The organism is Belliella aquatica (assembly GCF_014637795.1).
Classification (GTDB): domain Bacteria; phylum Bacteroidota; class Bacteroidia; order Cytophagales; family Cyclobacteriaceae; genus Belliella; species Belliella aquatica.
On record NZ_BMFD01000012.1, the window covers coordinates 64,268 to 78,723 of the forward strand.

The 14,456-nt window shown below is 36.5% G+C and carries 11 protein-coding genes; 6 read left to right on the forward strand and 5 right to left on the reverse strand.

Going from position 1 to position 14,456, the window contains the following annotated elements:
* Window positions 1-73: 73 nt before the first annotated feature.
* Together metG and IEV57_RS14805 are read right to left on the reverse strand one after the other, a co-directional pair.
* Complete coding sequence (gene metG, locus IEV57_RS14800) at window positions 74-2,146, reverse strand: methionine--tRNA ligase (RefSeq protein WP_262891049.1); 2,073 nt, start codon at window positions 2,144-2,146, stop codon at window positions 74-76.
* 41 nt (window positions 2,147-2,187) lie between these two features.
* Window positions 2,188-2,820, reverse strand: coding sequence for a TetR/AcrR family transcriptional regulator (locus IEV57_RS14805; RefSeq protein WP_188443824.1), 633 nt, complete (start codon window positions 2,818-2,820; stop codon window positions 2,188-2,190).
* Window positions 2,821-2,963: 143 nt separating this feature from the next.
* On the opposite strand from IEV57_RS14805, the gene ligA reads away from it, so the two are divergent.
* The 6 genes from ligA to IEV57_RS14835 all read left to right on the forward strand — a co-directional run bounded on the left by ligA (window position 2,964) and on the right by IEV57_RS14835 (window position 9,191).
* Window positions 2,964-5,420: an NAD-dependent DNA ligase LigA gene (gene ligA / locus IEV57_RS14810; protein ID WP_188443825.1), complete on the forward strand. Its 2,457-nt coding sequence runs from the start codon at window positions 2,964-2,966 to the stop codon at window positions 5,418-5,420.
* Window positions 5,421-5,422: 2 nt separating this feature from the next.
* Window positions 5,423-5,917, forward strand: coding sequence for a DUF6913 domain-containing protein (locus IEV57_RS14815; RefSeq protein ID WP_188443826.1), 495 nt, complete (start codon window positions 5,423-5,425; stop codon window positions 5,915-5,917).
* Window positions 5,911-6,765 (forward strand): 4-hydroxy-tetrahydrodipicolinate synthase, encoded by an 855-nt coding sequence (gene dapA, locus IEV57_RS14820; protein WP_188443827.1) that lies wholly within the window; start codon window positions 5,911-5,913, stop codon window positions 6,763-6,765. The genes IEV57_RS14815 and dapA overlap by 7 nt, the downstream gene beginning before the upstream one ends.
* A 118-nt stretch (window positions 6,766-6,883) precedes the next feature.
* Entirely contained in the window at window positions 6,884-8,200 is a 1,317-nt protein-coding gene (xseA, locus tag IEV57_RS14825) for an exodeoxyribonuclease VII large subunit (protein ID WP_188443828.1), read from the forward strand.
* Complete coding sequence (xseB, locus tag IEV57_RS14830; RefSeq protein WP_188443829.1) at window positions 8,190-8,381, forward strand: exodeoxyribonuclease VII small subunit; 192 nt, start codon at window positions 8,190-8,192, stop codon at window positions 8,379-8,381. The genes xseA and xseB overlap by 11 nt, the downstream gene beginning before the upstream one ends.
* Before the next feature lie 99 nt (window positions 8,382-8,480).
* Window positions 8,481-9,191, forward strand: a complete 711-nt coding sequence (locus IEV57_RS14835; RefSeq protein ID WP_188443830.1) for a DUF6089 family protein — start codon at window positions 8,481-8,483, stop codon at window positions 9,189-9,191.
* A 102-nt stretch (window positions 9,192-9,293) separates the two neighbouring features.
* Here the strand turns inward: IEV57_RS14835 and IEV57_RS14840 are convergent, their stop codons facing one another.
* From IEV57_RS14840 to IEV57_RS14850, 3 genes are all read right to left on the reverse strand, one after another.
* Window positions 9,294-9,797 carry a UpxY family transcription antiterminator gene (locus tag IEV57_RS14840; RefSeq protein ID WP_188443831.1) on the reverse strand — a complete coding sequence of 168 codons (504 nt, stop codon included), beginning with the start codon at window positions 9,795-9,797 and terminating at the stop codon, window positions 9,294-9,296.
* Window positions 9,798-9,892: 95 nt separating this feature from the next.
* Window positions 9,893-13,300 (reverse strand): efflux RND transporter permease subunit, encoded by a 3,408-nt coding sequence (locus IEV57_RS14845; RefSeq protein ID WP_188443832.1) that lies wholly within the window; start codon window positions 13,298-13,300, stop codon window positions 9,893-9,895.
* Between the two features lie 7 nt (window positions 13,301-13,307).
* Window positions 13,308-14,435, reverse strand: a complete 1,128-nt coding sequence (locus tag IEV57_RS14850; RefSeq protein ID WP_188443833.1) for an efflux RND transporter periplasmic adaptor subunit — start codon at window positions 14,433-14,435, stop codon at window positions 13,308-13,310.
* Window positions 14,436-14,456: the final 21 nt, after the last annotated feature.

A 14,456-nucleotide genomic window follows, 5' to 3' on the forward strand; every position in this document is an offset into this window, starting at 1 on the left:
ATCCTTATTAGACATAAAAAAAGATTGCTGAAAAGTTCAGCAATCTTTTTTTATGTCCATTTGAATCTACCATTTAACTTATTGTAGATCCGTTAGCTGTGCTAGAACCTGGTTCAAGAAGTCTCAGGCTGCCATCTTTATCTTCTGCCATCAATATCATTCCTTCCGAATCAATCCCCATCATTTTCCTAGGAGCCAGATTGATCAACATGGTGACCTGCTTTCCAATCAAATCTTCCGGTTTGAAAAACTCAGCAACACCACTCAAGACAGTTTTTTTACCCAATCCAGTATCAACTGTCAGTTTGAGAAGTTTCTTTGATTTTGGCATCGGTTCAGCGGTCAAAACTGTAACCACACGCATGTCTAACTTTGCAAAGTCATCATAAGAAATGATGTCCTTCATTGGAGTTACCGTCGCATTATCCATTTCATTTTTCTTTTTGGCTTCCAAAAGTTTATTTACTTGCGCATCAACAACATCATCTTCAATTTTCTCAAATAATAGAGAAGCTGCATTGATCTGATCACCTGCTTTTAGCAAATCAAATTCTCCAGAATTTTTCCATGTCAATCCTTTCAAATTGAACATATCGAAAATCTTCTCCGAAGTAAATGGCAAGAATGGCTCTGCCACAATGGCTAAATTCGAAGCAATGTTCAAAGCAATATTCAAGATGGTTCCTGTACGTTCTTTATCTTCTTTGATGGTCTTCCACGGTTCTGTATCCGCTAAGTACTTATTCCCTAATCTGGCAAAATCCATTACAAAAGAAAGTGCTTCTCTGAATCTATATCTTTCTATAGAAGCAGCGATTTTTTCAGGGAAAGCATTCAATGCATCCAAAATCTCCTGATCGTAAGGAGAAAGTGTGCTTTTCGCAGGAACAACTCCATCAAAAAACTTATGTGTCAAGACCACTGCTCTATTCACAAAATTACCATAAACAGCGACCAACTCTGAGTTATTTCTTCCCTGGAAATCCTTCCAAGTAAAGTCATTATCCTTAGTTTCTGGTGCATTAGCAGTCAATACGTAACGCAAAACATCTTGCTTCCCTGGGAATTCTTCCAAATATTCATGTAACCAAACCGCCCAATTTCTTGAAGTGGAAATTTTATCTCCTTCCAAATTCAAGAACTCATTTGCAGGTACATTTTCTGGTAAAATGTAATCGCCATGCGTTTTCAAGATTGCAGGGAAAATAATACAGTGAAATACAATATTATCCTTTCCAATAAAATGAACCAACTTGGTATCCTTATCTTTCCAATATGGTTCCCAGTCTATCCCTTTCTCTTTAGCCCATTCTTTGGTAGAAGAGATGTAACCTATAGGCGCATCAAACCAGACATAGAGCACTTTTCCATCCGCTCCTTCCACCGGAACAGGGATTCCCCAGTCCAAGTCACGAGTCATCGATCTGGCCTGCAATCCATCCCCAGCTTCTAGCCAAGACCGACACTGACCCAAAACATTGTTTTTCCAATCGTCTTTATGATCAACAAGGATCCATTTTTGCAAAAACTTCGTGTATCTCGCTAAATCTAAAAACCAGTGTTTCGTCTCTTTTAGAACAGGTGTGTTTCCACTTAGTTTTGATTTTGGATTGATTAGCTCAGTAGGACTCAAAGAGCTTCCACATTTTTCACATTGGTCACCATAAGCACCATCATGACCACATTTTGGACATGTTCCTTCGATATATCTGTCTGCCAAAAACTGCCCTGCTTCTTCATCAAAATATTGCTCTGTGGATTGCTCCAAAAACTCACCTTTATCATAAAGATCTTTGAAAAAACCCGAGGCAGTTTCATGATGTATTGGTGCGGAAGTTCTAGAATAGTGATCAAAATTGATCCCAAAAGCTTCAAAACTTCCTTTCATCATTTCATGGTATCTATCTACAACTTCTTGAGGAGTGATGCCTTCTTTTTTGGCTTTTATAGTAATCGCTACGCCGTGTTCATCCGATCCACACACATAGGCTACATCTTTGCCTAGAGAGCGAAGGTATCTCACGTAGATATCTGAAGGAATATAACACCCAGCCAAATGACCAATATGAAGTGGACCATTGGCATAAGGAAGTGCAGAAGTAACTGTATATCTTTTAAATTCTTTGTTATTCATATTTGCAAAGATAGAAATTTCGGAAAGTATTAAAGATGAAAAAGAAGCTTAAATCAAGACTTTTGAAACTCTTCTCTCGCTTCGTCAGTCAAGATCCCTTGATAAATGATCTGAATTGTTTGATCAAAAATTTCAGAAGTATTCAAATTCATTTTTTCACGCATTTCGAAAGGAAACTGAGCGAGAAATTTGGGATCTATTAGACTTTGAATAGCGGAAGCGTATACCAATACAATCATTGTTTTATTGATATTGGGTGCTACCTGACCTTTTTCAATTCCTTCTTCAATTAATTTTTGGAATCTCAAGTAAGCAGAATCTCTTACATAATCCTGCAATTCAGACCAAATCTCAGGAGCATGATCTCTTAAATCTTCTAACAATTCTGGATTGATCGGAGCCAAATCAGCCGCCACTATAGATAAAAATGATTTCAGTTTAGCTGTAAACGGAATGTGTCTATTTTCAAAAAGCGCCTCTACTTTTATAGAAAGCTTGGTCTTGAGCAAATCAAAAGATGCTGCAAGTAATTCTAATTTGCCTGGAAAATATTTGTAGAGCGTCTTTTTGCTCATCGCTAATTCTTGCGAAATATCATCCATAGTGGTATTCTTGTAGCCTTGCTTCAAAAACAGCCGGTACGAAACATCTAAAATTCTTGACTCGATATCAGTTTTTTTACTCATTTTTCTTGAATAGGGAACAAAGATATACATTCCGAGTTATGTACCTTCCCAAAATCAAAACTTAGTCTATCACAAAAGCTTTGCGCTTTCGGTAGCAAAGGTTAATTTTGACCGTAGCATTCAATAATTTTAGCAAAAAAGCAATGACCCCAACGCAGGCCGAAGCAAGGATCGCTGAACTGACTCAGCAAATCAATCACTACAATTACCTTTACTACCAAGAAGACAAGTCTGCCATCTCAGATTTTGAATTTGATAAGTTATTGGAAGAATTGATTCACCTTGAAACCAAATTTCCTCAATTTTTAACTGAAGAAAGCCCAAGTCAGCGTGTTGGTGGGACGATAACTAAGGAATTTGAAACTGCTGTTCATGAAACCCGGATGCTTTCTTTGGGTAATACTTATTCTGAAGAAGAACTTTTGGCATTTGATGAACGTGTGGCGAAAGGTCTCGAACATAGGAATTTTGAGTATTTCTGTGAATTGAAATTTGATGGAGTTGCCATCAGTCTTGTTTATGAAAATGGCAAATTGGTAAGAGCTGTGACTCGAGGCGATGGAACAAGAGGCGATGTGGTGACGGAAAATATCCGTACAATCCGAAATATCCCTTTGTTCATTACTGGGAATGATATTCCAGAGAGGTTTGAAGTTCGTGGTGAAATTTTTCTCCCAAGAAAAGAATTCGAAAAAATCAATGCAGAAAGATCTGCTAATGAAGAAGCACTTCTTGCAAATCCTAGAAATGCAGCCTCTGGTACAGTCAAAATGCAGGATAGCGCAGTAGTAGCCAAAAGAAGATTAAACTGCTATTTCTACCAATTGATCACCGATGATGCAGGCATTGAGCAACATGATCAAGCGATGACATTTTTGGAAAAATGGGGATTCAACGTCTCTCCCACCTATAAAAAATGTGGTTCGATGAAAGATGTATTGAATTTTATCGAAGACTGGAGAGAAAAAAGACATCAATTACCCCTTGATACAGATGGCGTAGTTTTGAAAATCAACAGTTATGATCAAAGGGAAGAATTAGGATTTACAGCTAAAATTCCTCGTTGGGCGATAGCTTATAAATATCAAGCTGAAAGCGCAGAAAGTCAATTACTCTCTATCACCTATCAAGTAGGGCGAACAGGAGCAATCACGCCCGTTGCGAATTTATCTCCTGTTCAGCTCGCAGGCACCACTGTTAAAAGAGCATCCCTTCACAATGCCAATGAAATTGAGCGGCTGGGTTTGCATGAAGGAGATACAGTATTTGTAGAAAAGGGAGGAGAAATTATTCCAAAAATTACAGCTGTAGCCATTGAAAAGAGAAAATCTGATGCAAAGGAAGTTCAGTATATTTCAACTTGTCCAGAATGTGGGACGCCGCTAGAAAGAAAAGAAAGTGAAGCCAAACATTACTGTCCCAATGCTCAAAGTTGCCCACCGCAACTTCTCGGAAGAATAGAACATTTTGTTCATAAACGAGCCATGGATATTGATTCTATGGGAACGGAAAGAATCCGTGCGCTAATTGATCAAGGTTATATTGTCAACTTTGCAGATATCTATGAATTAGAATTGAAGAAAGATGCGCTATTGGGCTTGGAAATGAGCCAAGATCAATATCAAAAAACTGATGAGGGTATGCTCTACATCTCTCTTCATAAAGCGCTTTTTTCATTAACCGATGGAATCCCTCTATCTTCCATTGTGAAGTTTCTTGATGAAAACCAATCAAATAAGCTTGGTGAAATCCTTAGAAGTTTCAAAGAATTCATCAGAGAAAGCAAGAAGAAAGTAGCTCAGAATATAGGTACAATCCAACTAATGGAAAACCTACTTCTCTCCTACCCTTTTCCACAAATTGAAGATTTCCTTCCACTTCCTATCGTTCTTTCCTTATTGATCGGAAAGCAAGTTGGAATGAGTAGATTGAAAGAAGTGGCGATGCAAGAAAGCACTGTTCATGGGATCATGCTCGAATTGAATATCGCTCTGAGCCAAGACCAAGAAGATAAAATCAAAAAACTGAAAGCCAATACTTTCCAAGAAGGCGTTATCAGCAATATGCTTGAAGGGATCAAAGTCTCCAAATCTCAAAGCTTTGAGCGAGTATTATTTGCTTTAGGAATTAGAAATATTGGAGAAAATACAGCTCAAATTTTGGCAAAATCCTTCAAAAATATTGAGGCTTTAAAAAATGCAAGCGATGAAGAATTGCTTGCAGTCAATGGCGTCGGAGAAACATTGGTAAATAGTATCAAAGAATTTTTTGCAGATGAAGAAAATCTCAAAATTATTGAAAGACTAAAAGCCCATGGGTTGAATTTTGAAATTGAAGAAGTAGAGCGGATTTTCGAAAGTAATAAGCTGGAAGGTATGAAAATACTCGCTTCTGGAAAATTGAACCATTTCAAGCGGGATGAAATTATAGATTTTATTGAAAGCAACGGAGGACAATATATCAAATCCGTATCCAAGAATATTGACTTCATTATTGAAGGAGAAGATATGGGACCAAGCAAAAAAGAAAAGGCAATGAAACTTGGAGTGAAGTTAATTTCCGAGGAGGAGTTCATGAAAATGGTTGGAAAAGAAATCTAAATATGGAGTTTGTAAAAAAATATTTTATTAAAAAAAAGATCCAAAGGACTTCAACCTCCCTTGCTAGAAAAATCATCATTCCAAACGAAATAACTTCTATTGCCATTATTGCAAATACAGAAGAGGAATTAAGGGATTGTGAAGAAATGATTGCGGTCAACTTTGGTAAAGCAGTAAAAATATTAACCTATTACTTTTCAAAAACAGATTTAGAAACAGGTATTTCCTCTAAGGATTTTAATTTATTTGGTCAGCCGAATGAAAGAATCGAAAGGTTTTTAGAAGAAAAAGTAAATTTTATTTTGGCACCTTCTTTAAACCTTAATCCTTATTTACTTTATTTGTTAATTCATTCTAAAACTGATTTGAAAGTCGGATTTTGGTCAACTGAAAACAAAAATTTCTTGGATTTAATGTTAGACCAAAAGGAAAATAGTCTTAAAAGAAACATCCAAAACTTATTGGATTACTTGATAAAAATAAAAGCAGCATGTTAAACTTATTTGGTACAGGAGTAGCATTGATCACACCAATGAATGAAGATTACAGCATTGATTTCATTGGGTTAGAAAAATTGATCAATCATGTGATTGCGGGAGGAGCTGATTATTTGGTGGTACAGGGAACTACCGGAGAATCTGCTACGATGACCAAAGAAGAGAAAAAACAAGTCTTGGCTGCTTCAATCAAAATCAACTCCAAAAGACTGCCAATAGTCTATGGACTTGGAGGAAACAATACCTCTGCAGTATTGGAAGAAATCAAGCAAACAGACTTCACCGGCGTAGATGCTATACTTTCTGTTTGTCCATACTACAACAAACCATCTCAGGCCGGTATAATTGCGCACTACCATGCCATCGCTGATGCTAGTCCTGTTCCAGTTGTTCTTTATAATGTTCCTGGAAGAACGGTTACAAATATGACTGCTGCCACAACTTTGACCTTGGCGAAGCATCCAAATATCATTGCGATGAAAGAAGCAAGTGGAAACTTGGAACAGTGCATGGCTATAGCAGCGAATATGCCTAATGACTTTCTATTAATCTCAGGTGATGATATGCTGACAACAGCATTACGCGCTGTAGGCGGATCGGGGGTGATTTCTGTCTTGGCCAATGCCTATCCTTTGATTTTCAAAACTATTAGTCATGGAAGCCTAGAAGAATCCAAAAATGCTACTTTTAGTTTGCTCAATATCAATCCTTTGATGTATGAAGAAAGCAATCCTGTAGGATTAAAATATTTATTGAATGAAATAGGAATTTGTGGTGATACGGTGAGACTGCCATTAGTCAAAGCCTCAGAAAGTCTCAGTAAAAGAATTCAATCAACTATGATCTAAAATTTGAAAGATTCACCGTGTTCCGAATCTAAATCATAAAGCAATCCGCAACTCTGAATTTCATCGATTAGATTTATGCAGAATTGCGGATAAATTCATTTTTAAGTAAATTTCAAGTATGCAGCAAGCGATTTCACTTTTAGAACTAAATCAAATCATTCGAGATTCTCTAGAAAACAATCTTTCTCCAAGTTATTGGGTGATTGCGGAAATCGGAGAACTGAAACTCGCTGCTGCTGGTCATGCTTATTTGGAATTGGTAGAAAAAAATGGCAACCAAGTAAAAGCAAAAATCCGAGCAAACATCTGGCAATATTCTTTTAGAACCATTGCCGGAAGATTTCAAGCGATAACGGGAAAGGAATTGAGAGCGGGTATGAAAGTTCTCGCTCTTGCTACAGTTACTTTTCATGAACTCTATGGCATCAGCTTGACGATCAAAGATATTGATCCGAATTATACATTGGGTGAAAGAGCTCGGATCCGACAGGAAATTATAGATAGACTTCGGCATGAAGGCATGATGGAGCTCAACAAGCGCTTTGAGTTACCTTCTGTTCCGCAACGTATTGCCGTTATCAGTAGCCAAACGGCCGCTGGCTATGGAGATTTTGTCCAGCAATTACAATCCAACCGCTATGGATATCAGGTACATTTCAAACTTTATCCAGCCACACTACAAGGCTCCGAAGCTGCCAAAACGATGATTAGAGCTCTGGAGCAGATTGAGGAAGATGCTCAGGAAATAGGCTATGATATGGTCATCATCATCCGTGGTGGTGGTGCTCAAATGGATTTGGATTGTTTTGATGATTATGACTTGGCATTGGCTATTGCTAAATTCCCAATTCCAATTCTGACAGGAATCGGCCATGAAAGAGATGAAACTATTGCCGACTTGGTAGCTCATACCAAAGTCAAAACCCCGACTGCCGCGGCTGAATTTATCCTTTCTGGATTTTTAGGTTTTGAAGAGGAGCTATTGACTTTCCTCAAACAAATTGAAAGACAAGTCTCCCAAAAACTGCTGTGGGAAGACAGAAACCTACGCGATTATACTTCAAAGCTAAAACACATCAGTTTACAGAAAATCAATTGGGAAAAACAATCATTTACTACTAAGGAGAATCAAATTCAAAATTTAGCCTTCAACAAGGTGAAAATGCAGTGTTTTCAACTAGAAAAACTATCTGAAATCATCAAAAAAGATTTCAAAGGTTCAATTCAGAAAGAAAATCAAAATTTAGATTCTTTGGAAAAAGCCATCAAAAATCTTGATCCTATTTCTATTTTTGAAAAAGGATACTCAAGATCAGAAATAGACGGAAAACCAATCCATTCAACGGGAATCAGAGAGGGAATGGAAATGGTCACTATTACTAAATCTAAAAAAATCAAAAGCACAATTCAAGAAATCGAAGATTATGGAAAATGAAAATTTGAGTTACGATAAAGCGCTGGCACGAATAGAAGAGATCGTGAATAAACTAGAAGCAGGAGAAGAAGGAATCGACCAACTATCAGAAATGGTCAAAGAAGCAGCAAAACTTGTGAGTTTTTGTAAAAATAAGCTTCGAATGACAGAAGATGAAATCAAGCAAGCTTTTGAGGAGTAAAATATTTTACCTGTTTTATCCTTTTATGAAATTAAGAGAATTCAAAACAGATAAGTAAGTACATACTATTTAATTTTTTCATTTCTTAAAGCACCAATAATGTATAATAATTTTAAAAAATCTTCCTCCTTGCTTATCTTAATTTTTTTTATGGCGTGCATGAAAGAAGTCTATGGACAGAATTTTTATGCTTATCAAACTCCCCTTCAAAACTCTTTAATCATTGGTGTAGGTCCGTCATTTATATATGCTGATAATGGAGGAATATATAGTCAATTTAAATTTCAAATAAACCCAGCGATAACTGCTGCTTATAACAGAAAAATAAGTCGTCACTTTAATTTAAGAGCCAATTTGGGATACCAAAAGATTGAAGGTCAAGAATCATCAAATCAAAATATCTTAGAAATTTGGGAAAATCGTTCTGCAGCAAATAATTTCTCTGGTCATGTTTCTTATTTTGATTTCATGCCAGTATTTAACATCTTTCCTTCAGATCATCCTTATTTGAGAACCAAGGTAAATATTTATGGCGGACTTGGCCTTGGTATTTTGATGTCAAATGTTGACTTAGAATACAGAAATAAAAGAGATGAAAACCATCAAATCATCTCTTTATATGTGCCAATTCGAGCTGGATTGTCTTATATGATTAATCAAAAAACAGATATCATGTTAGAAGGAAGTATCTTATATAACTTTAGTGATAATGTAGATGGAAATGAAAATTTTAATAGATTTAATGATCATCTTTTTCAATTACAATTTATGATTAAGAGGTATTTGAATACCTCAACAAACAGGAATTAATTGAAATGATGTTTTTAAAGAAAGTCTCTTGTATTCGTTTTGAATTTTAGATTTGATTCTAAAATCATTTTTACAGAATATAAAAGGTAAGAGTTGAGTAAATTACTCAGAAACTGACATTAAAAACTTCCTTTCAATACTTACCATTAAGTTTTGATTGATACCCGGAACTCTTATAATAAAGTAATCTTTATTGCCTTTATTGACACATTCTCCCGCCATTCCTTCCAAAGCACCACCGATGATTTTCACCTGTTCTCCTGGCTGAATTTCAGAATTATCGGTTTCTATTGCTACACCTGTTTCGAGGATTCTTTTGATAATATTAATTTCAGATTGTCTAACCGTAGCATGTTCCCCAGCAAAATGCACAAATTTTACTGCACCAGGCACTTGCAAAGTGTTCCAAAGATCAGCTTTGGTTGTTTTAACAAACAGATAGCCATTAAAAAGTGCCTTTTGTACTTTCTTTTTCCTGTCACTCCACTGTCTCAGTTCCTCGATCATCGGAAGAAAAACTTCCAGTCCCTTTTCTTCTAATCTTTGAGCTACTTTTTTCTCAGCTCTTGATGTGGTATAAAGTACGTACCAATTTAACTCTGCCATTTTGCCTATTTATTTCAAAAATGTAAAATTAAAAACCCTTGAGATAAAATCCCAAGGGTTTAAACATTTAAAACCACCAACCTTCATTAATCATGCTATTTCAATCTACGAATCAACATGTTTAATTTGTCTGCCAATAAATACATGACAGGCACAATTACTAACGTCAAGAAGGTCGCAAAGGTTAACCCAAATATTACTGTCCAAGCCATTGGTCCCCAGAAGGTCGCATTATCTCCTCCAATGTAAAACTGAGGATCAAATTCCGATAACATGGTAGCAAAATTGATGTTCATTCCAATCGCCAAAGGTATCAATCCAAGCACTGTTGTGATCGCTGTAAGCAATACTGGTCTTAGCCTTGTTTTTCCTCCTTGAATTATACTTTCTAATAAATCTTCAATTGATAAGAATTCATCATCATTCAAGTCCAATTCCTGTCGTCTTCGTTCCCTTACCAAATTCGTGTAATCTATAAGTACAATGGCATTGTTTACCACGACTCCAGCAAGAGAAATAATCCCAATTCCTGTCATAATTACCACAAAATCCATATTGAAGATTACCAATCCAAGAAATACTCCAATCGTACTCAAGACTACAGAAGCCATGATGATGAAAGGCGTAGTCACTGAGTTGAATTGAGCAACAATGATCAAGAAAATCACAGATATTGCAATAAACAATGCCCGCATCAAGAAAGCTGTTGATTTGGCTTGCTCTTCCTGTTCTCCTGTAAATTTCACCGTGATACCTTCACTCGTTTCGTAATTCGCAGTCAATTCCTTGAGTTTGTTATTAATCTCAGTAGGATTGTACCCGTCAGTTACATTGGAGAAAATAGAAATCACTTTATTCAAATCCTTTCTTTTCACGGAACCATAGGTAGATCCATATTCTAAGGTCGCTACAGCAGAGATTGGCACTTCCTTTTGATTGCCAAATTTATCCCTGAAACTAATCTTCTTGTTGATCAGAGAAGACAAATCATAACGGTATTCATCTTTCAATCTCAATTGAATTGGATAATCTTCTTCACCGTCTTTAAATTTCGAAACTTCAAGACCAAAAAGGGCTGTTCTCAATTCATTAGCGATAGAAGACGTAGAAAGTCCGAATCTTCTTGCTTTCTCCCGATCGATATTCAAAACCACTTCAGGGCTTCCAAGCTCCAAGTCAGTTTTCAATTCTTCAATTCCAGGAATATTAGCTGACACTAAATATTCTCTGTATTTACCGACGTAAGCTATCAACTCTTCGAAATTCTCTCCACTTACTTCGATATTCACTGCCTTGCCTACTGGAGGTCCATCTCTTTGCTTATCAACTGTGAACAAAACACCAGGATACTTATCAACCAAGTCCCTGATATCTTCCATTACCTGATTTGTGTTGATCCCATTTCGATACTGAATCTCTACGAAACTTATGGTGATTTTAGCCTTATGAGGTGTATTTGCTATGCTTGGACCTTCGGATTGATCACCCGTACCCTCTCCCACTTGCGTGATGATGGACTCGATGATATCATTATAAGGTTCCAAAACATTCAACAAATCGTCTTCCATGGACTTCACAAATTCATTAGTCGCTTCGGTGTCTGTCCCGATTGGATTTTCCACAAAAACATTCACCAATGCAGGTTCATTATCTGGAAAGAATAACACTTTTGGAGATCGCACAAACAACAAACCTACAGAAAGCAACAACACCAAAAATATCCCGCCAAAAAACAAATAAGGTTTCCAACCATTCAATGCAAATACTAAAGTAGCCTCGTAGGCATTTTCTAATTTCACTAAGAAAACATTCTGAAACCATCTAATCGCTTTTCTTAATACCAAAACATTGAATATTGTGAAAATAGCAGCAATCATGGCCAAATTACCAATCGAAATCCATCCAAACATGTATGATAGAATCGCAACCACCATTAAAAAAAGAGCTATTAACAATGGTTTTTTCCTAGATTTTTCTGTGTCGACATCCTGAACTTTCATATACAATGAAGTCAACACTGGATTGACGACCAATGCAACAAATAGTGATGATGACAACACAATAATCAAGGTGATAGGAAGGTATTTCATAAACTCTCCTATCAAATCATCCCAAAATGCTAGAGGAAGAAAAGCTGCTAAAGTTGTCGCTGTAGATGTAATAATCGGCCAAGCAACTTCTCCAACTCCCTCTTTTGCTGCGATGATCGGCGACTTTCCTTCTTGCATCAAGCGGTAGATATTTTCTACTACCACAATGCCATTATCCACAAGCATACCCAATGCTAGAATTAAGGCAAAAAGCACCATCAGGTTCAAGGTTATCCCAAATGCATTCAAAATCAGGAATGAAATGAACATGGAGAGCGGAATAGCAACCCCTACGAAAAGTGCATTCCTAAAACCTAGGAAAAACATCAAAACTAAAATCACAAGAATTACACCGAAAATAATACTATTTTCAAGATCATTTACTTGAGATCTAGTTTGCTTGGATTGATCGTTGGTAATGCTGATTTCCAAATCTGCAGGAAATCTATTTGCTTTTGCATTGTCTAATAAGGCCTTGATCTTATCAGATGCGTCAAGGAGATTTTCTCCACTTCTCTTGATGACGTTGACAGTTACTACAGGCAGTTTATTGCTTCTTGCATAACTCGTACGCTCTTTATAAGTATCCTTTACTTCGGCAACATCTCTCAGATATACGATTCTATTATTTTCTGTTTTGATGATGATATCGAGAATTTCTTCGGCTTTTTTAAATTCACCGGTAATTCTTAGAGCTCTTCTAAAATCACCTGAAAGAACATTACCACCTGAGATAGTCACATTTTCTTGTCCAATCGCTTCCGAAATATCAGAAAAAGAAACTCCCAATGCTTCCATTTTGAAAATATCAGCATCAACTCTAATTTCTCTTTCAATAATACCTCTTAATTCTGCTTTAGAAATTTCAGGGAGTTTTTCGATTTCATCTTCCAAATACTCTCCGTATTTTTTCAGTTCTTCTTCCGTATAATTACCTGAAATATTCACATTCATGATCGGGAAATCAGAAGTATTTACTTCAATCACGTCAGGCTCCTGATCTAGATCATTCGGTAATTCACTTTTTGATTTATCTACCGCATCTTTTACATCTTGAATAGCTTTGGAAATCTCCACTCCTGGGTTGAATTCCACTACAATAGATGAAAAATCCTGAACAGAAGTCGATTTGATATCTTTGATATTGTTGATTCCTTTCAGTTCCTTTTCGATTGGTCTAGTGATCAAATTTTCCATATCCACAGGTGAGTTACCCGGATAGGCTGTACCCACATAGACAGTAGGGATTACAATTTCAGGGAAACTTTCTTTTGGCATTGTTTTGTATGCCAAGATTCCTAAAGCGGTTATGATAAAAACCAATATGACAATCGAAGTCTGATTATCAACAGAGAGGGAACTCAACCCAAACTGTCTGGTAACTCCTTTTTTCTTTTCTTCTTGATTTGACATGAGAAAATTATTGGGCAATGTTTACACTAAAATTATCTCCAACTTCACGGAATCCTTTATCCACCAATGTTTCAGAACCATCTAGTCCTTCAAGAACTTCTGTGATTTCTTGGTAAACTTTTCCTCTGGTTATATATCTTTTTTTGCTAAGACCTCCTTCAACCACAAAGATGTAATCTCCTTTACTATCCTGCAGGATCAGGTAGTTAGGAACTGTGATCGCATTTTTATTTTCATAATCATTGATTTTCATTACTGAAATCATGTTTGGCTTCACGTAAGAAAGATTAGGCAAGACGACTTCCACTTTAAAAGTTCTGTTGTTTGGATTGATAATCGCTCCGATAGCAGAAACCTTCGTCTTTAGAGTTTTATTAATTGATGGAAAAGAAACTTCAACAGAATCACCTCTATTTACAATTCCTACATACCTTTCAGAGACATCTGATTCAATAAATAAATCACTTTCACCGACAAACTGGAACATCGGTGTACCCGGCTGAACCAATTCACCCAAGCGTACATTCACTGTCTCAACCGTTCCATTGAAAGGTGCTCTTACCTTTGTTCTATTCAGTTGAGTAGTTAAACCCGCCATTGTTTTTTCTAAAGATTCTTTTCTATTCTTAGCTTCCAGAAACTGAATTTCAGTACCGATTTGCTGTTTCCAAAGTCTCTCTTGCTTTTCAAAAACTATCACAGCGAGTTCTAGCTGCTTTTCCATTTCATCGATATTTCTTTGAATAGATTCTGCATCAATTACTGCGAGGATTTCTCCTTTAGCTACACGCATGCCTTCTACGGCTGTGATTTCTTGGATTCTTCCAGAAGACTCACCTGATATATTGACATTTTTCTTAGATAGCACAGCGCCTGTTACTTCCACAAAATGCTGAAAAACCTCTTTTTTAGGAGTTGTGGTAGAGATCAACACAGACTTTCTGTTCAATTTCCCAAACTCTGGATCAAGAGCAGAGATCTCTTTCTCAAGCGTCTCGATAGAAACTCTAAGTTCTGATGCTTGAGTTTTCAATTCATCTAATTCAGCTTTTTTAACTGACAATTCATCTTCTTTAGCACACGAAAACATCATTGCTGCTAAAGGAAGGATCAAAAATTTTGAATATGATTTCATATAGATTTATTATACAATTTT